Source organism: Burkholderia latens (assembly GCF_902499045.1).
GTDB lineage: Bacteria > Pseudomonadota > Gammaproteobacteria > Burkholderiales > Burkholderiaceae > Burkholderia > Burkholderia latens.
The window spans coordinates 1-22,073 of the sequence record NZ_CABVPL010000076.1 but is presented as its reverse complement, the minus strand read 5'-3'; the positions used below and the strand labels follow the sequence as shown (position 1 = coordinate 22,073).

Here is a 22,073-nt window from a genome sequence, read left to right as displayed (position 1 = left end):
GGCTCCTGCCGCCGCGCCGGCTCCCGCGAAGGCCGCACCGGCGCCGGCTGCCGCCGCGCCGGCCGCCGCGCCGTCGGGCGAATACCGCGCGAGCCACGCGTCGCCGTCCGTGCGCAAGTTCGCGCGCGAGCTCGGCGTCGACGTTGCACGCGTGCAGGGCACCGGTCCGAAGGGCCGCATCACGAAGGAAGACATCACGGGCTTCGTGAAGGGCGTGATGACGGGCCAGCGCGCGGCGCCGGCCGCGGCAGCCGCGCCCGCAGGCGGCGGCGAGCTGAACCTGCTGCCGTGGCCGAAGGTCGACTTCTCGAAGTTCGGCCCGTTCGAAGCGAAGCCGCTGTCGCGCATCAAGAAGATCTCGGGCGCGAACCTGCATCGCAACTGGGTGATGATTCCGCACGTCACGAACAACGACGAAGCGGACATCACCGAGCTCGAGGCGCTGCGCGTGCAGCTGAACAAGGAGCACGAGAAGGCGGGCGTGAAGTTCACGATGCTCGCGTTCGTGATCAAGGCGGTCGTCGCCGCGCTGAAGAAGTTCCCGACCTTCAACGCGAGCCTCGACGGCGACAACCTGGTGTTCAAGCAGTACTACCACATCGGGTTTGCCGCCGATACGCCGAACGGTCTCGTCGTGCCGGTGATCCGCGACGCGGACAAGAAGGGCCTCGTCGACATCGCGAAGGAAATGGCCGAGCTGTCGAAGGCCGCGCGCGACGGCAAGCTGAAGCCGGACCAGATGCAGGGCGGTTGCTTCTCGATCTCGTCGCTCGGCGGGATCGGCGGCACGCACTTCACGCCGATCATCAACGCGCCGGAAGTCGCGATCCTCGGGCTGTCGCGCGGTCAGATGAAGCCGGTGTGGGACGGCAAGCAGTTCGTGCCGCGTCTCACGCTGCCGCTGTCGCTGTCGTATGACCATCGCGTCATCGACGGCGCGGAAGCCGCGCGGTTCAATGCGTATCTCGGCGCGTTGCTGGCCGATTTCCGCCGCATCATTCTTTGATGAGATGAGGGGCTCGCGGGGGCGTGGTTTTTTGTGTCGGTTCTCCACGCCCTTGTCGTCGAACCTGTTTCGCCAACGGTCTGCTAGTGTCGCCCCTGCGCGGGGCGGCGGTCACTTTTCTTTGTCTTCCAAAGAAAAGTAACCAAAAGAAAGGCGCGTCCTTGGGCGGACGGCAAAGGTGGTCCTGCCCAACGTCGCGTGCTCTTGTCAGGCCGCATGTCGCCAGGTTCCGGCTTTTCGCCAGTCTCTCCCTCTCTCTCTGCAGCTAATCAAGAAGGGGACAGTCATGAGTCTCATCGAAGTCAAGGTTCCGGATATCGGCGATTTCAGCGGCGTCGATGTCATCGAAGTCAACGTCAAACCGGGCGACGTGATCGAAAAAGAGCAAACGCTCATCACGCTCGAATCCGATAAAGCCTCCATGGAAGTGCCCAGCGACGTCGCCGGCACCGTCAAGGAAGTCAAAGTCAAAGCCGGCGAGAAAGTCTCGCAAGGCACCGTCATCGCCATCGTCGAAGCGTCCGCAGGCGCCGCCGCTCCCGCACCCGCGAAAGCGCCCGAAGCGCCGAAGCCCGCAGCGGCTGCACCGGCTCCGGCCGCAGCCGCAGTCGCGCCCGCGCCGCAAGCCGGCAGCTACAGCGGCGCCGCCGACATCGAGTGCGACATGCTGGTGCTCGGCGCCGGCCCCGGCGGCTACTCGGCCGCGTTCCGCGCCGCCGACCTCGGCATGAAGACCGTGCTGGTCGAACGCTATTCGACGCTCGGCGGCGTGTGTCTGAACGTCGGCTGCATTCCGTCGAAGGCGCTGCTGCATACGTCGCTCGTCGTCGAGGAAGCCGCGGCGCTCGCATCGCACGGCATCACGTTCGGCAAGCCGCAAGTCGACCTCGACAAGCTGCGCGACTTCAAGGGCGGCGTCGTCAAGAAGCTGACGACGGGCCTCGCCGGCATGGCCAAGGCACGCAAGGTCGAAGTGGTCACCGGCGTCGGCGCATTCGTCGATCCGTACCACATGGAAGTGCAGGGCGAAAACGGCAAGAAGGTCGTCAAGTTCAAGCAGGCGATCATCGCCGCCGGCTCGCAAGCGGTGAAGCTGCCGTTCATGCCGGAAGACCCGCGCGTCGTCGATTCGACGGGCGCACTCGAACTGCGCCAGCTGCCGAAGCGCATGCTGGTCATCGGCGGCGGCATCATCGGCCTCGAAATGGCAACGGTCTACTCGACGCTCGGCGCCGAGATCGACGTCGTCGAAATGATGGACGGCCTGATGATGGGCGCGGACCGCGATCTCGTGAAGGTCTGGGAAAAGTACAACGCGAAGCGCTTCGGCAACGTGATGCTGAAGACCAAGACGGTCGGCGCGGAAGCGAAGGAAGACGGCATCTACGTGAAGTTCGAGGGCGAGAAGGCGCCGGCGGAAGCGCAGCGCTACGACCTCGTGCTCGTCGCGGTGGGGCGCAGCCCGAACGGCAAGAAGATCGGCGCCGACAAGGCGGGCGTCGCCGTCACCGACCGCGGCTTCATCGAAGTCGACAAGCAGATGCGCACGAACGTGCCGCACATCTTTGCGATCGGCGACGTCGTCGGCCAGCCGATGCTCGCGCACAAGGCCGTCCATGAAGGCCATGTCGCAGCGGAAGCCGCACACGGCGAGAAGGCGTACTTCGACGCGCTGCAGATCCCGTCGGTGGCCTACACCGATCCGGAAGTGGCGTGGGCCGGCAAGACGGAAGACCAGTGCAAGGCCGAAGGCATCAAGTACGGCAAGGCCGTGTTCCCGTGGGCCGCATCGGGCCGCGCGATCGCGAACGGCCGCGACGAAGGCTTCACGAAGCTGATCTTCGACGAGGAAACCCATCGCGTGATCGGCGGCGGCATCGTCGGCCTGAACGCAGGCGACCTGATCAGCGAAGTGTGCCTCGCCGTCGAGATGGGCGCGGACGCGGAAGACATCGGCAAGACGATCCATCCGCACCCGACGCTCGGCGAATCGGTCGGCATGGCCGCCGAATTGTACGAAGGCGTCTGTACCGACCTGCCGCCACAACGCAAGAAGTAACGCAACGGGCACGGTCGGCCGTACGTCGGCCGCCAGCCGCAAAAACGCCGCCGCCCGGAGGTTCCGGACGGCGGCGTTTCCTTTTGCACGCCGCCGACGGCAGCGTGGCCGGCGCACCGATAACGTTCGATTTGCGGTATTCGGGCGCCAGAAACGAAAAAGCCGCGCTCAGCGCGGCTTTTTCACGGAGCAGCGAACGCTTACGCGGCCGGCTTGCTCGCACGGCGCGATGCAGCAGCCGTGGCAGCCTTCGTCGCGACAGCGGCAGCCGCGTTGAAGTTCGTTTCAGCGATCTCGACGGCTTGCTTCGCCGCCTTCTGGACCGTTTCGTACGTCGTGTTCGCGGCGTTCAGTGCCGACTTCAGCGCGGCGACAGCCGTTTCCGAACCGGCCGGCGCGTTCTTCGCGACGTTGTCGACGAGCGCCTGGACCTTCTTGTTCTGCTCTTCGAATTGCGCTTCGGCAACCTTCGCGAACTCGGCTTGCGTCGACGACGCGATTTCGTACAGGTGACGGCTGTACGACAGCACCTTTTCCGCGACCGGCTGCGACAGGCTCGCCTGCAGCGCGATCAGTTCCTGCGCGTCCTTCACCGACAGCAGACGCTGCGCGTTTTCCTGGCTTTCCGTCAGCGTCGACTTCACGACTTGCAGGTTCAGTTCGATCAGCTTTTCGACGCCTTCGAACGCCTTGGTGGTCAGACCGAACAGGCTTTCGAGGTTGGCTTTCTGGGCGGCGGCGATTTGCTCGGGGGTCAGCAAGGACATGTCAAGCTCCTGAAAAGCGATCGCGTCGATCGCAGGGATAAAGGGCACTACGACGGGGAACTCCGGTGCGCGTGCTTTGTGCAACGCAGCAATGATTCACATTTTAGGGCAGAGAAAACCGTTGTCAAGCATTTTTTGTGCGTTGCACAATCGCGACAAATTATCGATAAAACAACAAGTTATCGTGGCCGTCCGGAATCGGTTTCAGGCGCGATCCCAGATGGTGCGCACTGGGCGGGGGCACGCGTGCTGCACCACGATCCAGCACAGGTAAACCTGACAGGCACGTGGAACGTTATGCTTCTGTTCCTGTCGAAAAACGCGCCGTTTCGACGGGCTGTTTCGACGGGCGTGCCAGGGCAGGGTGCCGCCGCCTTGGCCGAGACCGGTGCCCAGGCACACCGAGCGCCGGATACGTACTTTCCCGCTTTACGTACTTTCCCCGCTTTAACTTGTCGCCGAAGTGACGTTATCTCAATTAACCGCGTGGTAATCGGGAGACGGGTACTGTCGGGCCGCGCTCCTCATCGATTTTGTCGATGGGTGCGGGAGTGTCGATCGATGGAAGGTCGGGCGACGCTTACAATCCGGTTTAAAGACGATCGGTAAGTGCCTAATATTGCTCTTTTTTTCAGCTTTAACTACACTTGCGGAAACCTCCCGCCCGCTTTGTCCAGACCCCAATGAAAGCCGAATCGTTTTCACCGCGCAGATTGTTGCAGAGCATGACGCTCGGCACGGCTGTGTCGGTCGCCGTCGCGTTGCTCGCGACCGCTGCGTCCGTCGCGCCCGCTGACGCCCTCGCCGCCACTGCGAAGACCCACCAGGCCGCCAAGAAAGCCGCTTCCGCTTCGTCCGCGAAGAAGAAGACGGTGAAGACCGCCTCCGCCAAATCCGCCAACGTCGCGTCGGACGATGCGCCGAAGGCGTCGCGCAAGCGCGCGACGCTCGCGTCGAACGTGCGCGGCCACCACGGTGCGGTGCGCAAGGTCGCGTTCCAGCCGCGCCGCCCGACGGTCGGTCAGGCGTTCGGCCTGCACGACACGCCGGACGCGCTCGCGCTGCGCTCGAGCGTCGCGTACGTCGTCGATCAAAACACCGGCGAGCCGCTGTTCGACAAGAATTCGCACGCCGTCGTGCCGATCGCGTCGATCTCGAAGCTGATGACGGCGATGGTCGTGCTCGACTCGAAGGCGCCGATGACCGACCAGCTCGAAGTCACCGACGAAGATCGCGACTACGAGAAGGGCACGGGCTCGCGCCTGTCGGTCGGTTCGGTGCTGTCGCGCGAGGACATGCTGCACATCGCGCTGATGGCGTCGGAAAACCGCGCGGCGGCCGCGCTGTCGCGTTACTACCCGGGCGGGCGTCCGGCGTTCATCGCGGCGATGAACGCGAAGGCGAAGGCGCTCGGCATGAACGACACGCACTTCGAGAATTCGACGGGTCTGTCGAGCTCGAACGTGTCGAGCGCGCGCGACCTCGTGAAGATGGTCAACGCGGCGTACCAGTACCCGTTGATCCGCCAGTTCTCGACCGACCGCACGTACGACGTCTATACGGGCAAGCGCAATCTCGTCTACAACAGCACGAACGCGCTGATCCGCGGCAACGGCTCGTGGGACATCGGTCTGCAGAAGACGGGCTTCATCAACGAGGCCGGCGAATGTCTCGTGATGCAGGCGACGATCCACGGCCGGCCGATGGTGATGGTGCTGCTGGATTCGTTCGGCAAGTATTCGCGCTTCGCCGACGCGGCGCGCCTGCGCAACTGGCTCGACGCCGGCGGCGGCGAGCGCCTGACGGCGGCCAACACGGCGAACGGCGGCACCTGACGCGCGCCGCGGCGGCTGGCCGCCGCGTACCAGTCTCCGCAAAGCAAAAAGCCCCGCAGTCGCGGGGCTTTTTTATGCGGCGAAGGCGCGGCTCACGCCTGCCGCTGCAGCCCTTCCGCGTCCTTCTCGGGAGCGGGGCGGTAGCCGAGCGATTCGGAGATGGTCAGCGCGGTGCGGCTCAGCTGGCCGAGCCACGCGTCCTGCAGACGATCGGCCGGCGCCGACAGCGACAAACCCGCGACGAGCTTGCCTGAGTCGTCGTAGATGCCGGCCGCGATGCAGCGCACGCCGAGCTCCAGTTCCTCGTTGTCGCGTGCGCACGATTGCTGGCGCACGATCGTCAGTTCGCGCTCGAGCTTCGCGATGTCCGTGATGCTGTTCTGCGTGTGGCCGGACAGCCCGGTGCGCGTCGCGTACGCACGCACGCGGGCCGTTTCGTCGGCCGCGAGAAACAGCTTGCCGACCGACGTCAGGTGCAGCGGCGCACGGCCGCCGATCGCTCGGACGACCTGCATTCCCGAGCGCTCCGAATACGCGCGTTCGATGTAGACGATTTCGTCGCCCTGGCGCACCGACAGGTTCACGGTTTGTCCGGTGAGGCGGTGCAGCTCGCGCATCGGCATCAGCGCCGCGTCGCGCACCGACAGGCGCGCTTTCACGAGATTGCCGAGCTCGAGCAGCCGCATGCCGAGCCGGTACGTGCCGGGATCGGAGCGGTCGACGAGGCGGCACGTCACCATGTCGTTGAGGATGCGGTGCGCGGTCGACGGATGAAGATCCGTGCGCTGCGCGAGTTCCTTCAGGCTGACGGGGTCGCTGTGCGCGGCGAGCGCGTCCAGCAGCCGCATCATGCGTTCGATCACCTGGATCGACGTTTTGGAATCCGGAGTGGGTTGGCTCATGTCGGGGAGAATCGGTTGACGCGTCAAGCGGTGTTGCAACGATTGTATCTCGTATCGTGAAAAAAGCGAACGCCGTTCGAGGAAGTCCTCGCTTCGGGCGGCCGGCGCTTGCGTGCGTGCCGGCGTTGGTCTTGCCGGCCAAACGGCGGATAATGAGAGCCGTTTTCTCGAAGGAGCACGTATGCGAGTCGGTTTGTTCGTGACCTGCCTGGTCGACCTGATGCGTCCGGAAATCGGTTTTTCCGCGCTGAAGCTGATTCGCGATGCCGGTTGCGAGGTATTCGTGCCGCCGGCGCAAACCTGCTGCGGGCAGCCGGCCTACAACTCGGGCGACCGCGCGCTCGCGCGCGACCTCGCGGAAAAGACGTTGCGCGAGTTCGAGCAGTTCGATTACGTCGTCGCGCCGTCGGGCTCGTGCGGCGGCATGATCCGCGCGCACTACGGCGACCTGTTCCGCGACGACCCCGAACTGATGGGGCGCTATGTACGGTTCCAGCAGAAAGTCTACGAACTCACCGATTTCCTCGCGAACGTCGCGAAGGTCGCGCTCGCGCCGGGCGAATTCGCCGGCCCGGTCACGTACCACGATTCGTGCTCGGGGTTGCGCGAGCTCGGCGTGAAGGCGCAGCCGCGCGCGCTGCTCGCGCAGCGCGGCGTGGCCGTCACCGAGATGAAGGACTGCGAGCACTGCTGCGGCTTCGGCGGCACGTTCGCGGTCAAGTACGGCGACATTTCGGCGGCGATCGCCGACGAAAAATGTGCGAACGTCCGCGCGTCCGGCGCGGGTGCGGTCGTGCTCGGCGACCTTGGCTGCATGCTGAACATCGAAGGGCGGTTGCGCCGCACCGGCGACCGCGACACGCGCGTGCTGCACGTCGCGCAGGTGCTGGCGGGCGACGTCTGACGCCCGGTTCCGCTCACATTTCCCCGATACCGCGATGCAAGTCCAATCGATGCATTTCAAGGCGCGTGCCGGCCAGAAGCTGGCCGACCAGCGCCTGCAGCAGAACCTGAAGAAGCTGTCGACGAAGTTCGTGTCCGCACGTGCCGACGCGATGACGGCGATCGACTTCCCGGCGACGCGCGCCGCGCTGAAGGCGCGCCGCAACCGCGCGCTGGAGAACCTCGACGTGTGGCTCGACGCGTTCGAGCGCGAGGCGACGCGGCGCGGCACGACGGTCTTGTACGCGGAAACGACCGCGGATGCCGCGCGGCTCGTCGCGGACATCGCGCGGCGCCACGACGTGAAGAAGGTGATCAAGACGAAGTCGATGGTGTCCGAGGAAATGCGCCTGAACGCGGTGCTCGCCGAAATGGGCGTGCAGTCGATCGAGACGGATCTCGGCGAATACATCCTGCAGATCAACGACAACGAGCCGCCGAGCCACATCATCGCGCCGGTGGTCCACAAGGACAAGGACGAGATCGCCGACCTGTTCGCGCGCACGCACCAGCGGGAGCGGCTGACCGAGATTCCGGACATGACGCGCGAAGCGCGCGAGGTGCTGCGCCCGCATTTCCTGTCGGCCGACATGGGTGTGACGGGCGGCAACTTCGTGATCGCCGAGACGGGCTCGGTCGCGATCGTCACGAACGAAGGCAACGAAGGGATGTGCACGGTGATGCCGCGTGTGCACGTCGCGGTGACGGGCATCGAGAAGGTGCTGCCGACGCTCGAGGATCTCGCGACCGCGATGCGCGTGCTGCCGCGTTCCGCGACCGGCCAGAAGACGTCGAACTACTTTTCGCTGCTGACCGGGCCGCGCGGCCCGGACGACGAAGACGGTCCCGAGCACAACTACGTGGTGCTCGTCGACGGCGGCCGCACGGGCCTGATCGGCGGCGAGTTCCAGGAGATGCTGCGCTGCATCCGCTGCGGCGCGTGCATGAATCATTGCCCGGTGTACCAGAAGGTCGGCGGCCACGCGTACGGCTGGGTCTATCCGGGACCGATGGGATCGGTGCTGACGCCGAGCTACGTCGGCGTCGATCGCGCGCTCGACCTGCCGCAGGCCGCGACGCTATGCGGCGAATGCGACAGCGTGTGTCCGGCCGGGATTCCGCTGTCGCGCCTGCTGCGCACGCTGCGCGAAAAGCAGGTCGAGCGGCACCTGCGGCCGTGGCGCGAGCGGGCCGGGCTCGCCGTGTGGGGCTTTTTCGCGCGCCGGCCGATGCTGTACGCGTTGACGACGAAGCTCGCGGTGCGGATCCTCGAGCGGCTCGGCGGCAACGGCGGCACGCTGCGGCGCCTGCCGATGATGGGCGGATGGATGGACACGCGCGACATGCCGACGCCGACCGGCCGCACGTTCCGCGAGCTGTACGCCGCGTCGCAAAGCCACCTCGGCTGACGACTGTTCATCGGCCAGCAACAGTGCATTCACTATTTACGTATTTATCCCGATAGATGCGGTCTATAGAATTGGGCCTGTAGTCCCCGGAAGTGGATTCGGGGAATGAGGTCAAGGAGCCGCATCATGAGAAAGACAATATCGATGTACTGGCCGCTGGCAATCGTCGTCCCGCTCGCCGCGGTCGCTTATCTGCATGCGATGGCCGATGCGCCGTCGCGTGGCCCGATCGCCGTCCATCAGGCATCCGCCGAACTGGCGCGCGCGGTATCGTTCGGGCTCGTCGGCGACGCGGCGACGCCGCTGCCGGCCGCTTCGGGGGACGTCGTGCTCGCTGCGCCGAAGGCGCTGTAAGGCACGCCGCCGTCGCTTTGCGCGACGGCGCGATTCCGGGCGCCTTTGTATAATGGCGCGCTGTTCTCCGTCGCGGTTCGCCGCGCTTTCCCGATAGGGCGATGACCCGCGTTGCAATCTGTTTCGTCTGTCTTGGCAATATCTGCCGTTCGCCCACCGCAGAAGGCGTGATGCGCCACCAGGTCGACGCTGCGGGGCTGGCCGACCGGATCGCGATCGATTCGGCCGGCACCGGCGACTGGCACGTCGGCGAGCCGCCCGACACGCGCGCGCAGGCGGCGGCCTGGACGCGCGGCTACGACCTGTCGGCGCTGCGCGCGCGGCAGGTGAGCGCAGCGGATTTCGAGCGGTTCGATCTGCTGCTGGCGATGGACGAAGCGAACCTCGCCGAACTGCGCCGGCGCTGCCCGGCCGAGCATCGCGACAAGGTGCGCCTGCTGATGGAATTCGCGCCGGGCGCGGCCGAGACCGAAGTGGCCGATCCTTATTTCGGCGGCCCGCAGGGCTTCGAACGGGTGCTCGATCAGGTCGAGCGCGCGTGCGCGGGCCTGCTGGACGCGCTGCGCAGCCGCATCGCGCGCTGATCGCGGCACGGTATTCAGCGTGTTGCGAATACCCTGCCGTAGACATGGATACTTGACTAAAAACGTCAAATATTTATACTTGACCAAAATCGTCAAGATTGCAGTCCCCTAGACACCATGAGACTCACCACCAAAGGCCGTTTCGCCGTCACGGCGATGATCGACTTGGCACTGCGCCAGGAGCAGGGCCCGGTGACGCTTGCAGGCATCAGCCAGCGCCAGCGGATTTCGCTCTCGTATCTCGAACAGCTGTTCGGCAAGCTGCGCAGGCATGAAATCGTCGAATCCGTGCGCGGCCCGGGCGGCGGCTACAACCTCGCACGCCGTGCGCAGGACGTCACCGTTGCCGACATCATCATCGCGGTCGATGAACCGCTCGACGCCACGCAGTGCGGCGGCAAGGGCACGTGCGACGGCTCGAAGCAGCCCGACGGCCATTGCATGACGCACGAACTGTGGTCGACGCTGAACCAGAAGATGGTCGAATACCTCGATTCGGTATCGCTGCAGGATCTCGTCGATCAGCAGCGCGCACGCGAGGGCGCACCCGCGGTGCTGCGCGACCGGCGCACGCCGGAGCCCGTCGCGGCGCCGGCCGAACCGGTGCGCACGATGCCGCTCGGTCCCAATTCGGTGTTCAACATCGCGAGTTCGTGAGCGCGAAAGCGCCACCCCGCGACACCCCCATAACGTACATAGTCCCTGCACAGAATCCCCGGAGCGACAGATGACCCAAGAGACTCTCCACCTGCCCATCTACATGGATTACAGCGCGACGACGCCGGTCGACCCGCGCGTGGTCGACAAGATGGTGCCGTACCTGCGCGAGCAGTTCGGCAACCCGGCATCGCGCAGCCACGCGTACGGCTGGGATGCGGAACGCGCGGTCGAGGAAGCGCGCGAACAGGTGGCGGCACTCGTGAACGCGGATCCGCGCGAGATCATCTGGACGTCCGGCGCCACCGAGTCGGACAACCTCGCGATCAAGGGCGCCGCGAACTTCTACAAGGGCAAGGGCAAGCACATCGTCACGGTGAAGACCGAGCACAAGGCCGTGCTCGACACTTGCCGCGAGCTCGAGCGCGACGGCTTCGAAGTCACCTATCTCGACGTGAAGGAAGACGGGCTGATCGACCTCGACGTGTTCAAGGCCGCGCTGCGCCCGGATACGATCCTCGTGTCGGTGATGCACGTGAACAACGAGATCGGCGTGATCCAGGACATCGAAACGATCGGCGAGATCTGCCGCGAGAAGGGCATCGTGTTCCACGTCGATGCCGCGCAGGCGACGGGCAAGGTCGAGATCGACCTCGCGAAGCTGAAGGTCGACCTGATGTCGTTCTCCGCGCACAAGACGTACGGCCCGAAGGGCATCGGCGCGCTGTACGTGCGCCGCAAGCCGCGCGTGCGCATCGAAGCGCAGATGCACGGCGGCGGCCACGAGCGCGGGATGCGTTCGGGCACGCTGCCGACGCACCAGATCGTCGGCATGGGCGAAGCGTTCCGCATCGCGCGCGAGGAAATGGCCACCGAGAACGAGCGGATCCGGATGCTGCGCGACAAGCTGCTGCGCGGCCTGTCGCAGATCGAGGAAACGTACGTGAACGGCGACATGGAGCACCGTGTCCCGCACAACCTGAACATCAGCTTCAACTTCGTCGAAGGCGAGTCGCTGATCATGGCGATCAAGGACGTCGCGGTGTCGTCGGGCTCCGCATGCACGTCGGCGTCGCTGGAGCCGTCGTACGTGCTGCGCGCGCTCGGCCGCAACGACGAACTCGCGCACAGCTCGATCCGCTTCACGGTCGGCCGCTTCACGACCGAGCAGGAAGTCGACTTCGTGATCGAACTGCTGAACAGCAAGATCGCGAAGCTGCGCGAGCTGTCGCCGCTCTGGGAAATGCACCAGGAAGGCATCGATCTGTCGACGATCGAATGGGCCGCACACTGAACACCGCATTGAATACATTCGCGGGCGGATTTGCGCACGCAGACGTAACGAATCAAGGAGTCTGAGTCATGTCATACAGCAACAAGGTTCTGGATCACTACGAAAACCCGCGTAACGTCGGTTCGTTCGCGAAAGACGACGACGCGGTCGGCACGGGCATGGTCGGCGCGCCGGCCTGCGGCGACGTGATGAAGCTGCAGATCCGCGTCGGCGCGGACGGCGTGATCGAAGACGCGAAGTTCAAGACCTACGGCTGCGGTTCGGCGATCGCGTCGAGCTCGCTCGTGACCGAATGGGTGAAGGGCAAGACGCTCGACGAGGCGCTGTCGATCAAGAACACGCAGATCGCCGAGGAGCTTGCGCTGCCGCCGGTGAAGATTCACTGCTCGATTCTCGCGGAAGACGCGATCAAGGCAGCCGTGGCCGACTACAAGAAGCGCCACGACACCAAGGAAAGCGATCAGGCAGCGGCCTGAGCGGCGTCGAGCGGCTTCTCGATAAAACGCCGGGCCGCCCCAGGTTTTATCGGCCCCTCGGGGGCCTGGCGCGAAGCGACAGATTTGGGGGCGCTTGGAAGGGAACGCGGCGGCTTCTGCAGCACGCCGCGGCAAGGACATCATGGCAATTACACTGACCGAAAAAGCAGCACAGCACGTCCAGAAATACCTCGTCCGTCGCGGCAAGGGTGTGGGCCTGCGGCTTGGCGTTCGCACGACCGGGTGCTCGGGGCTCGCGTACAAGCTCGAGTATGTCGACGAGCTGGCCCCCGAGGATCAGGTATTCGAAAGCCATGGCGTGAAGGTCGTCGTCGACCCGAAAAGCCTTGCGTACATCGACGGCACCGAACTCGATTTTGCCCGCGAAGGCTTGAACGAAGGGTTCAAGTTCAACAACCCGAACGTCAAGGACGAGTGCGGCTGCGGCGAATCGTTCCGCGTGTGACGCGGGCTTCCGCGCGATGCGGGCAAGAGGCGGCACGGGCCGCCTTTTTAATGTGCGGCGTTTGCCGCGCGACGAACCGGAATTGAACGCGACGATGGTTTCGCTGAAAGACAGCCACTTCGATCTGTTTCACCTGCCGGCGCAATTCGCGCTCGATGACGCGGCGCTCGACAGCGCGTATCGCACGGTGCAGACGCAGGTGCACCCGGACCGCTTCGCGGCGGCCGGCGACGCGCAAAAGCGCATCGCGATGCAATGGGCGACGCGCGCGAACGAGGCGTATCGTACGCTGCGCGATCCGCTGAAACGCGCGACCTACTTGCTGTCGCTGCGCGGCGTCGACATCGGCGCGGAAAACAACACCGCGATGGAGCCCGCGTTCCTGATGCAGCAGATGGAGTGGCGCGAAGGCATCGAGGACGCGGCGGCCGCCCGCAACGTCGACGCGCTCGATGCGCTGCTCGCCGAATTGCGCGACGAAAAGCGCGTGCGTCTCGAGCGCCTCGGCACGCTGCTCGACAGCGGGGCGGACCAGGCCGCCGCCGAGGCCGTGCGCCAGCTGATGTTCATCGAACGGGTCGCGTCGGAAGTGGGCGCGCAGATCGAGCGTCTCGAAACTTAACCGCGTGCCTCGCGGCACGCGCAGCAAACGGGCCGAGCGCCCGAACGAACCAAGATGGCTTTACTGCAAATTTCCGAACCGGGCATGGCGCCGGCGCCGCACCAGCGGCGACTCGCTGTCGGGATCGATCTCGGCACGACGAACTCGCTCGTCGCGGCTGTGCGCAACAGCGTGCCCGAAGTGCTGCCGGACGAAGCGGGCCGCGTGCTGCTGCCGTCGGTGGTCCGTTATCTGGAGAACGGCGGCCGCCGCATCGGTCACGACGCGAAGGCGCAGGCTGCCACCGATCCGCGTAACACGATCGTGTCGGTCAAGCGCTTCATGGGCCGCGGCAAGGCCGAGGTCGAAGGCGCGGCGAACGCGCCGTACGAATTCGTCGACGCGCCGGGCATGGTGCAGATCCGCACGATCGACGGCGTGAAGAGCCCGGTCGAAGTGTCGGCCGAGATTCTCGCGACGCTGCGCCATCGTGCGGAAGACACGCTCGGCGACGAGCTGGTCGGCGCGGTGCTCACGGTGCCCGCGTACTTCGACGATGCGCAGCGCCAGGCGACGAAGGACGCCGCGCGTCTCGCGGGCCTGAACGTGCTGCGGCTGCTGAACGAACCGACGGCCGCCGCGATCGCGTACGGCCTCGACAACGCGGCGGAAGGCCTGTACGCGGTGTACGACCTCGGCGGCGGCACGTTCGACCTGTCGATCCTGAAACTGACGAAGGGCGTGTTCGAAGTGCTGGCCGCGGGCGGCGATTCCGCGCTCGGCGGCGACGATTTCGACCATGCGCTGTTCGATCACGTGCTCGCGCAGGCCGGCATCGACGCCAAGGCGCTCGCGCCCGAGGACGTGCGCCTGCTGCTCGATCGCGTGCGCGTGCTGAAGGAAGCGCTGTCGTCCGCGCCCGACGCGTCGCTCGACGTGACGCTGTCGAACGGCGCGCACCTCGTGCAGACGATTTCGCACGATACGTTCGCGTCGCTCGTGGAGCCGCTCGTGCAGCGCACGCTGACGCCGACCCGCAAGGCACTGCGCGACGCGCAGGTCACGCCGGCCGACATCAAGGGTGTCGTGCTCGTCGGCGGCGCGACGCGCATGCCGGTGATCCGCGAGGCGGTCGCGAAGTATTTCGGCCAGCCGCCGCTCGTCAATCTCGATCCCGACCAGGTCGTCGCGCTCGGCGCGGCGATCCAGGCCGACCTGCTCGCCGGCAATCGCGGCAGCGGCGACGACTGGCTGCTGCTCGATGTGATTCCGCTGTCGCTCGGTGTCGAGACGATGGGCGGTCTCGTCGAGAAGATCATTCCGCGCAATTCGACGATTCCGATCGCGCGTGCGCAGGAATTCACGACCTTCAAGGACGGCCAGACCGCGATGGCGATCCACGTCGTGCAGGGCGAGCGCGAGCTCGTCGCCGACTGCCGGTCGCTCGCGCGTTTCGAGCTGCGCGGCATTCCGCCGATGACGGCCGGTGCGGCGCGCATCCGCGTGACGTACCAGGTCGATGCGGACGGGCTGCTGTCGGTGTTCGCGCGCGAGCAGCATTCGGGCGTCGAAGCGTCGGTCGTCGTGAAGCCGTCGTACGGCCTGGCCGACGACGACATCGCAAAGATGCTCGAGGACAGCTTCAAGACCGCCGAGATCGACATGCGCGCACGTGCGCTGCGCGAAGCGCAGGTCGAGGCCGAGCGGATGATCGAGGCGACGCAGGCCGCGCTGGCCGCCGACGGCGAACTGCTCGACGATACCGAACGCGCACGGATCGACGCGCTCGTCGCGGCGCTGCGCACGGTCGCGCAGGGCGACGACGCGGACGCGATCGAAGCGGCGACGAAGACGCTCGCCGACGGCACCGACGAATTCGCCGCGCGCCGGATGGACAAGAGCATCAAGCGCGCACTGTCGGGCCGACGCCTCGACGAGATCTGAACGAACGACCCGCACGCGAGCCGGCGACGGCCCGTGCGATATTGAACCGTGCGGCGCTAGCCGCCGCACCCTGACTGACGGAACGGACATGCCTCAACTGGTGGTGCTGCCTCACGTCGAACTGTGCCCGGACGGCGCAGTGATCGACGCGACGCCCGGCAAGAGTATTTGCGACAACCTGCTCGACAACGGGATCGAGATCGAACATGCGTGCGAGAAGTCGTGCGCGTGCACGACGTGCCACGTGGTGATTCGCGAGGGCTTCAACGATCTCGATCCGTCCGAAGAGGACGAAGACGACCTGCTCGACAAGGCGTGGGGCCTCGAGCCGACGTCGCGCCTGTCGTGCCAGGCGATCGTGAAGGAAGATTCGGACCTGGTGGTCGAGATTCCGAAGTACTCGATCAATCACGCGAAGGAAAATCACTGACGGACTGGCGGGGCGGACTCGCCGCGTACACGGGAGAGCAGCCATGAAATGGACCGATTCGCGCGAAATCGCCATCGCGCTGGCAGACAAGCATCCGGACGTCGATCCGCAGCGGGTCAATTTCGTCGACCTGCGCCAATGGGTCATCGAACTCGACGGCTTCACCGACGACCCCGCTCATTCGGGCGAGAAAATCCTCGAAGCGATTCAGGCTCACTGGATCGACGAATCGGACTTCGACGACGAAGAATGACGGCTGCGCCGGCACTCCGCCGACGACAAGAGCCGACGGCGCCCGCCAAAGAAGAAGGCTCGTGATGCGATGCATCGCGAGCCTTTTTCGTTTCCGGTGCCGGGCAGGGGCCGCCCGGCATTTCCCGATCCGTTACACGCCGACCAGCGTGCCGTTTTCGATTCGCACGCGCTGGCCCTGACCGAACGGCGGCGGGTTGTGGTACGTGAACGTGCGCGTCGCGCCGCTTTCCATCTGGACCTGCACCTGATAGTCGGTTTCCGCGCGCACCTGCTTTTCGACCTGGTTGCCGGCGAGGCCGCCGCCGAGCGCGCCGATGATGGTCATCGCGGTGCGGCCGTTGCCGTGGCCGAACTGGTTGCCGAGCAGGCCGCCGGCGGCTGCGCCGCCGACTGCGCCGATCCCCGAGCTCTGGCCCGGCGTGCGCGTCTGCGTGATCGCGACGACCGTGCCGCAGCTCTGGCAATAGGCCGGTTGCGCGGGCGCGGACGGCTGCTGCGCGTATTGCGGCGGTTGCGGGGCCGGCGTGTGGCGATGATGCGTGGCGGCCGGACGCGGCGCGGGCTTCGGTTCCGCCTGCGCGATGGCCTTTTGCTGGGCGGCCCGTTCGGCCGCTTCCTGCTGCGCTTGGGCCGCGCGCGCGGCGCTTGCGGCCGCAGCCGTGTCGACGGCCGGCTGCGACGCGATCAGCGCGGCCTGGGTCTGGCCGTTCTGCGCGTTGTTGCTGCTGGCCTTCGGGAGGATGCCCGTAATCGCGGCGGTCGCCGCGAGGCTGGCGACGATGACGGCGCCTGCCGCGGTCGCGATGAGCGGGTGGAGGCGTTGCTTTTGCGGCGTGGTCTGATTCTGGTTGTCCATGTTGTTCTCCGGTGTCGATCCGGCCCGGCGCACTGGCGCTGGCTGGATCCCACGCTCGGGAGCGAGCAGACTCGGCGTTCCGGCGCTTCGTTCTGGTCCCGTGATCATGCGTGGTGACGCAACAGGAGTGTCGTCCACGGGCGAGGGCCGCACCGTATCAAGGTGTAACGAATTGCAGCGGCGGATTGGCGTCCGATACCGGGAAAACCCGCGGGAGGCCGTCGCGGCAGGGAAATCAAACGGGGAAGGATCGTGTGCCGGCGAACGCCGGCAGGCGGGATTTACGCGTGGTAACAAAGCCGACGCGCGCGCCGCGGGCGCGGCGCGCACGTGGGCAACGCGTCAGTCTTCGCGGCGCAGGTGCGGGAACAGCAGCACGTCGCGGATCGTCGGGCTGTCGGTCAGCAGCATCACCAGACGGTCGATGCCGATCCCGCAGCCGCCTGTCGGCGGCATCCCGTGTTCGAGCGCGCGGATGTAGTCGGCGTCGAAGAACATCGCTTCCTCGTCGCCCGCATCCTTCTGCTCGACCTGCTTCTTGAAGCGTGCGGCCTGATCTTCCGGATCGTTCAGCTCCGAGAAGCCGTTCGCGATCTCGCGGCCGGTCATGAACAGCTCGAAACGCTCGGTGATGCCCGGCACCGTATCCGATGCGCGCGCGAGCGGCGACACCTCGACCGGGTAGTCGATGATGTAGGTCGGCTCCCACAGCTGCGATTCGGCGGTTTCCTCGAACAGCGCGAGCTGCAGCGCGCCGATGCCGGCATTCAGGAAGGCCGGCTGCGACACGTCGACGCCGAGGCGCTTCAGCTCGCTGCGCAGGAACGCGTCGTCCGACAGCTGGCCGTCGGTGTACTGCGGCGCGTACTTCTGGATCGCCTGCGTGATCGTCAGACGGTGGAACGGCTTCGCGAGGTCGAGCTCGCGGCCCTGGTACTGGATCGTCGCGGTGCCGAGCGCATCGATCGCCGCCTGGCGGATCAGCTGCTCGGTGAAGTCCATCAGCCAGCGGTAATCGGTGTACGCGGCGTAGAACTCCATCATCGTGAATTCCGGGTTGTGGCGCGGCGACACGCCTTCGTTCCGGAAATTGCGGTTGATTTCGAACACGCGCTCGAACCCGCCGACGATCAGACGCTTCAGGTACAGCTCCGGCGCGATGCGCAGGAACATCTGCATGTCGAGCGCGTTGTGATGCGTGACGAACGGCTTGGCCGCGGCGCCGCCCGGGATCGGGTGCAGCATCGGCGTCTCGACTTCCATGAAGTCGGCGTTGTCCATGAACTTGCGGATCGACGCGATGGTCCTGGTGCGCGCGCGGAACGTGTCGCGCGTTTCCGGCGTGACGATCAGGTCGACGTAGCGCTGGCGATAGCGCATTTCCTGGTCGGCGAGGCCGTGGAACTTGTCGGGCAGCGGGCGCAGCGCCTTCGACAGCAGGCGCAGCTCCTTGCACTGGACCGACAGCTCGCCCTTGTTGGTGCGGAACAGCACGCCGCGCGCGGCGACGATGTCGCCGAGGTCCCACTTCTTGAATGCGTCGTAGGTTTCCGCGCCGACGTCATTCGGCGTCACGAAGAACTGGATCTGGCCCGAACCGTCCTGCACCGTCGCGAAGCTCGCTTTGCCCATCACGCGCTTGAGCATCATGCGGCCGGCGACCGCGACCTCGACCGGGTTCGCTTCGAGCGCGGCCTTGTCCGAGTCGGCGAATTTCGCCTGCAGATCGGCGGCGTGATGGGTCGGCCGGAAATCGTTCGGATAGGCGACGCCTTGCTCGCGCAGCGCGCGCAGCTTCTCGCGGCGCTCGGCGATGATCTGGTTTTCGTCCGCCGCGACGGCGGGCTGCGTTTGGGTCGGTTCGGTCATGATGGTCGGAATTCGGAGTGGGTGCGGCAACGCAACGGGAAGGGCGGCGCGACCGGGGAGGCCGCGCCGCGGCGCTTACACGCCCTGTTTGAGGCTCGCGCTGATGAAGTCGTCGAGATCGCCGTCGAGCACGGCCTTCGTGTTGCTCATTTCGACGTTCGTACGGAGGTCCTTCACGCGGCTCTGGTCGAGCACGTACGAGCGGATCTGGTGGCCCCAGCCCACGTCGGTCTTGCTCGATTCGAGCTTGTCCTGCTCGGCCTGGCGCTTGCGCATTTCGGCTTCGTACAGGCGCGACTTCAGCATGGCCATCGCTTCGGCGCGGTTGCGGTGCTGCGAGCGGTCGTTCTGGCACTGCACGACGATGCCGGTCGGCATGTGCGTGATCCGCACGGCCGAGTCGGTCTTGTTGATGTGCTGGCCGCCCGCGCCGGATGCGCGGTACGTGTCGATGCGCAGGTCGGCCGGGTTGACCTCGACTTCGATCGAATCGTCGATTTCCGGATACACGAACACCGACGAGAACGACGTGTGGCGGCCGCCCGACGAGTCGAACGGCGACTTGCGCACGAGCCGGTGGATGCCGGTTTCGGTGCGCAGGAAGCCGTACGCGTATTCGCCCGACACCTTGATCGTCGCGTTCTTGATGCCTGCGACGTCGCCGTCGGACTCTTCGAGCACTTCGGCCTTGAAGCCCTTGCGCTCGCAGTAGCGCAGGTACTGGCGCAGCAGCATCGACGCCCAGTCGCACGCCTCGGTGCCGCCGGCGCCGGCCTGGATGTCGATGAAGCAGTTGTTCGGGTCGGCCGGGTTCGAGAACATCCGGCGGAATTCGATGTCGCCGACGCGCGCTTCGAGCTTCTTCGCGTCTTCTTCGGATGCGATGAGGGTGTCTTCGTCACCTTCCTCGCGGGCGAGCTCGAACAGGTCGAGCGCATCGCGCAGGTCGCTGTCGAGCGTCGTCAGCGTCGTGACGACGCCTTCGAGCAGCTTCTTCTCGCGGCCGAGCGCCTGGGCGTTCTTCGAATCGTTCCAGACGTTCGGGTCTTCGAGTTCCTTGTTGACTTCGGTCAGACGCGCAGCTTTGGCGTCGTAGTCAAAGATACCCCCGAAGCTCGCCCGCGCGGTTGCGCAGGTCGAGCAGGGAGCTTTCGATCGCGTTGAGACGTTCCGCTTCCATGATCGTTCGCTGTTCTTGCGTCGTAAAAAAGCGGAATTATAGCCGATCGGCAGGGTTTCCCGGTGACGCGGAGTGTGCTTGCATGCGCGTCGCGGCCTTGTCCGGTGCGGCGCGCATGCGGCCCCGGGCGTCGTCGGGGCGGCGCGGTCGGGCGGGCGGCGCTCAGCCGGCCGCGTGCTCGACGACCAGCTGCACGCGCGTCACGCCGTTCCACGTGTCGGCGACGAGCCGGTACGCGATCAGCGCGCTCGCCGGCAGCGGCTCGGTGTGGTTGAACCAGATCGCGTTGAAGCGCTGGCGGCCGCGCGCCAGCTGCAGCTTCAGGTGCTTTTCCTTCACGAGCGACTGCGACACGACGTCGAATTCGCCGGAGAAAAGCGGGGCCGGAAAGCCCTGGCCCCAGACGGCTTCGTCGAGCAACCCGACGAACTGCGGCGTGAAATACGCTTCCTCGAGCTCACCGTCGGTCTCGATCACGCGCGCGAGCGCATCGTCGGACAGCCACTCGCGCGCCACCGCCTCGAACGCGGCCGCGAAGCGCGGCACGTTCGCGGTGTCGAGCGTGAGGCCGGCGGCCATCGCGTGGCCGCCGAACGCGACGATCAGATCGGGCTCGCGCTTGGACACGAGGTCGAGCGCGTCGCGCAGGTGGAAGCCGGGAATCGAGCGGCCCGAGCCCTTGACGCGCATGCCGGCGTCGTCCGCATGCGCGAACGTGAACGACGGGCGGTGGAATTTTTCCTTGAGCCGCCCGGCGACGATGCCGATCACGCCCTGGTGCCATGCGGGATTGAACAGCGTGATCGTGCACGCGTCGGCCGGATCGACCGCGGCGAGATCGGCGAGCGCCTGCTGCTGCATGCCGGCCTCGATCTCGCGGCGCTCGCGGTTCATCGCGTCGAGCTGCTGCGCGAGCTCCCAGGCGCGGCCGATGTCGTCGGTGATCAGGCATTCGATCCCGAGCGACATGTCGGAGAGCCGCCCCGCGGCGTTCAGGCGCGGGCCGACGCCGAAGCCGAGATCGAAGCCCGACGCGGTGCGCGCTTCGCGGCCCGCGGCGCGGAACAGCGCGGCGACGCCCGGTTGCATGCGGCCGTTGCGGATGCGCTGCAGCCCTTGCGCGACGAGCACGCGGTTGTTGCCGTCGAGCCGCACGACGTCGGCGACGGTGCCGAGCGCGACGAGGTCGAGCAGCCCGTCGAGGCGCGGTTCGGCCTCCTTGCTCGCGAACGCGCCGCGGCGGCGCAGTTCGGCGCGCAGCGCGAGCAGCACGTAGAACATCACGCCGACGCCCGCGATGTGCTTGCTCGGGAACGTGCAGCCGGGCTGGTTCGGGTTGACGATCGCGCGTGCGGCGGGCAGCGCGTCGCCGGGCAGATGGTGGTCGGTCACGAGCACGTCGATGCCGCGCGCGTTCGCGGCTTCGACGCCCGCGACGCTCGCGATCCCGTTGTCGACGGTGATCAGCAGGTCGGGCTTGCGCGCGGCGGCCAGTTCGACGATCTCGGGCGTGAGCCCGTAGCCGTATTCGAAGCGGTTCGGCACCAGGTAGTCGATCTGCGCGCCGAACATTCGCAGCCCGCGCACCGCGACCGCGCACGCGGTCGCGCCGTCGCAGTCGTAATCGGCGACGACCAGCAGGCGGCGCCTGTCGGCGATCGCGTCGGCGAGCAGCGCTGCGGCGTCCGCGCAGCCCTTCAGTTCGGTGGGCGGCACGAGGCGCGCGAGCGCGGTTTCGATGTCGGTCGGGGATTGCACGCCGCGCGACGCATACAGGCGCGCGAGGACGGGATGCAGGCCGTGGCGCGCGAGCGCTTCGGCGTCGGCAGGCGCGACGGGGCGGGTAACGATCCGGGTCATACAGGTGGGGTTATTCGAACAGGGACGCCAGCGCGCGGCGGCGCCAGAACTTGCGCAGGTCGCCGCGCGTCGCGTGCAGCGTGACGGAACTCGTGTCGCCGCACAGCGTGAAGCCGACGGCTGCCAGTTCGCCGCTCTGCAGTGCGGCGAGGGACGGTGCGAACCAGTCGCGCTCGAGGGCGGCGAGCGCGTCGTGCCAGCGTGCCCAGTCCTGTTCGATGAACGGAGCGGACAGCACCGGCAGCTCGACGAGCGTCGCGCCGGCGGCGGCCGGCAGCGCGTCGAATGCGGCCGGCACCGCGCCGGCGTCCGCGTGCGCGGCGCGCG

Annotated in this window: 21 protein-coding genes and 1 pseudogene; 15 read left to right on the top strand and 7 right to left on the bottom strand. The window is 66.5% G+C overall.

What is annotated here, in order from left to right; genetic code table 11:
• Positions 1 to 1,006, top strand: a 1,006-nt coding sequence (locus tag BSE24067_RS30980; RefSeq protein ID WP_174904970.1) for a dihydrolipoyllysine-residue acetyltransferase, incomplete at its 5' end; no start/stop codon positions are given.
• A gap of 286 nt (positions 1,007 to 1,292) precedes the next feature.
• Entirely contained in the window at positions 1,293 to 3,065 is a 1,773-nt protein-coding gene (lpdA, locus tag BSE24067_RS30975) for a dihydrolipoyl dehydrogenase (protein ID WP_151067436.1), read from the top strand.
• 200 nt (positions 3,066 to 3,265) lie between these two features.
• Here lpdA and BSE24067_RS30970 read toward each other — a convergent pair whose 3' ends face one another.
• On the bottom strand, positions 3,266 to 3,832 hold the full coding sequence (locus tag BSE24067_RS30970; protein ID WP_151067434.1) for a phasin family protein: 567 nt from the start codon (positions 3,830 to 3,832) through the stop codon (positions 3,266 to 3,268).
• Positions 3,833 to 4,515: 683 nt separating this feature from the next.
• Between BSE24067_RS30970 and pbpG the strand changes: the two genes are divergently transcribed.
• Complete coding sequence (gene pbpG, locus BSE24067_RS30965; protein ID WP_151067432.1) at positions 4,516 to 5,667, top strand: D-alanyl-D-alanine endopeptidase; 1,152 nt, start codon at positions 4,516 to 4,518, stop codon at positions 5,665 to 5,667.
• A gap of 92 nt (positions 5,668 to 5,759) precedes the next feature.
• On the opposite strand, the gene BSE24067_RS30960 is transcribed toward pbpG, so the two are convergent.
• Positions 5,760 to 6,569, bottom strand: a complete 810-nt coding sequence (locus BSE24067_RS30960) for an IclR family transcriptional regulator (RefSeq protein ID WP_151067431.1) — start codon at positions 6,567 to 6,569, stop codon at positions 5,760 to 5,762.
• Positions 6,570 to 6,750: 181 nt separating this feature from the next.
• On the opposite strand from BSE24067_RS30960, the gene BSE24067_RS30955 reads away from it, so the two are divergent.
• The 12 genes from BSE24067_RS30955 to iscX all read left to right on the top strand — a co-directional run bounded on the left by BSE24067_RS30955 (position 6,751) and on the right by iscX (position 15,979).
• Positions 6,751 to 7,473: a (Fe-S)-binding protein gene (locus BSE24067_RS30955; protein ID WP_151067429.1), complete on the top strand. Its 723-nt coding sequence runs from the start codon at positions 6,751 to 6,753 to the stop codon at positions 7,471 to 7,473.
• Positions 7,474 to 7,507: 34 nt separating this feature from the next.
• Positions 7,508 to 8,920, top strand: a complete 1,413-nt coding sequence (locus BSE24067_RS30950; RefSeq protein ID WP_151067427.1) for a lactate utilization protein B — start codon at positions 7,508 to 7,510, stop codon at positions 8,918 to 8,920.
• Positions 8,921 to 9,046: 126 nt separating this feature from the next.
• The gene (locus tag BSE24067_RS30945; RefSeq protein ID WP_151067425.1) at positions 9,047 to 9,274 is read left to right on the top strand and encodes a hypothetical protein; all 228 of its coding nucleotides are present in this window, start codon (positions 9,047 to 9,049) and stop codon (positions 9,272 to 9,274) included.
• Positions 9,275 to 9,375: 101 nt separating this feature from the next.
• On the top strand, positions 9,376 to 9,858 hold the full coding sequence (locus BSE24067_RS30940) for a low molecular weight protein-tyrosine-phosphatase (RefSeq protein WP_151067423.1): 483 nt from the start codon (positions 9,376 to 9,378) through the stop codon (positions 9,856 to 9,858).
• Positions 9,859 to 9,975: 117 nt separating this feature from the next.
• Complete coding sequence (iscR, locus tag BSE24067_RS30935; RefSeq protein ID WP_009691731.1) at positions 9,976 to 10,515, top strand: Fe-S cluster assembly transcriptional regulator IscR; 540 nt, start codon at positions 9,976 to 9,978, stop codon at positions 10,513 to 10,515.
• A gap of 70 nt (positions 10,516 to 10,585) precedes the next feature.
• On the top strand, positions 10,586 to 11,809 hold the full coding sequence (locus tag BSE24067_RS30930; protein ID WP_151067421.1) for an IscS subfamily cysteine desulfurase: 1,224 nt from the start codon (positions 10,586 to 10,588) through the stop codon (positions 11,807 to 11,809).
• A 68-nt stretch (positions 11,810 to 11,877) separates the two neighbouring features.
• Complete coding sequence (gene iscU, locus BSE24067_RS30925) at positions 11,878 to 12,285, top strand: Fe-S cluster assembly scaffold IscU (RefSeq protein ID WP_059510856.1); 408 nt, start codon at positions 11,878 to 11,880, stop codon at positions 12,283 to 12,285.
• 142 nt (positions 12,286 to 12,427) lie between these two features.
• The gene (gene iscA, locus BSE24067_RS30920) at positions 12,428 to 12,751 is read left to right on the top strand and encodes an iron-sulfur cluster assembly protein IscA (RefSeq protein WP_011885413.1); all 324 of its coding nucleotides are present in this window, start codon (positions 12,428 to 12,430) and stop codon (positions 12,749 to 12,751) included.
• Positions 12,752 to 12,845: 94 nt separating this feature from the next.
• Positions 12,846 to 13,373, top strand: coding sequence for a Fe-S protein assembly co-chaperone HscB (hscB, locus tag BSE24067_RS30915; RefSeq protein ID WP_151067419.1), 528 nt, complete (start codon positions 12,846 to 12,848; stop codon positions 13,371 to 13,373).
• Positions 13,374 to 13,427: 54 nt separating this feature from the next.
• A complete protein-coding gene (gene hscA, locus BSE24067_RS30910) occupies positions 13,428 to 15,296 on the top strand; it encodes a Fe-S protein assembly chaperone HscA (protein ID WP_151067417.1) in 1,869 nt (622 codons plus the stop codon).
• Positions 15,297 to 15,384: 88 nt separating this feature from the next.
• Positions 15,385 to 15,726 (top strand): ISC system 2Fe-2S type ferredoxin, encoded by a 342-nt coding sequence (gene fdx, locus BSE24067_RS30905; protein ID WP_059535849.1) that lies wholly within the window; start codon positions 15,385 to 15,387, stop codon positions 15,724 to 15,726.
• Positions 15,727 to 15,769: 43 nt separating this feature from the next.
• Entirely contained in the window at positions 15,770 to 15,979 is a 210-nt protein-coding gene (gene iscX / locus BSE24067_RS30900; RefSeq protein ID WP_151067415.1) for a Fe-S cluster assembly protein IscX, read from the top strand.
• Positions 15,980 to 16,111: 132 nt separating this feature from the next.
• Here iscX and BSE24067_RS30895 read toward each other — a convergent pair whose 3' ends face one another.
• The 5 genes and pseudogenes from BSE24067_RS30895 to BSE24067_RS30875 form a co-directional block, all read right to left on the bottom strand.
• Positions 16,112 to 16,837 (bottom strand): glycine zipper 2TM domain-containing protein, encoded by a 726-nt coding sequence (locus BSE24067_RS30895; protein WP_151067413.1) that lies wholly within the window; start codon positions 16,835 to 16,837, stop codon positions 16,112 to 16,114.
• A 342-nt stretch (positions 16,838 to 17,179) separates the two neighbouring features.
• Positions 17,180 to 18,706 carry a lysine--tRNA ligase gene (lysS, locus tag BSE24067_RS30890; protein WP_151067411.1) on the bottom strand — a complete coding sequence of 509 codons (1,527 nt, stop codon included), beginning with the start codon at positions 18,704 to 18,706 and terminating at the stop codon, positions 17,180 to 17,182.
• 75 nt (positions 18,707 to 18,781) lie between these two features.
• Positions 18,782 to 19,886, bottom strand: a protein-coding gene (prfB, locus tag BSE24067_RS30885) for a peptide chain release factor 2 (RefSeq protein WP_151067409.1) whose coding sequence is annotated in 2 segments (ribosomal slippage) — positions 18,782 to 19,804 and positions 19,806 to 19,886 — 1,104 coding nt in all. Because the reading frame shifts where the segments join, the coding sequence is not laid out codon by codon here.
• A gap of 162 nt (positions 19,887 to 20,048) precedes the next feature.
• A complete protein-coding gene (gene recJ / locus BSE24067_RS30880; RefSeq protein ID WP_151067407.1) occupies positions 20,049 to 21,746 on the bottom strand; it encodes a single-stranded-DNA-specific exonuclease RecJ in 1,698 nt (565 codons plus the stop codon).
• 10 nt (positions 21,747 to 21,756) lie between these two features.
• Positions 21,757 to 22,073 (bottom strand): annotated as a pseudogene (locus tag BSE24067_RS30875) (regulator); the annotation flags it as partial.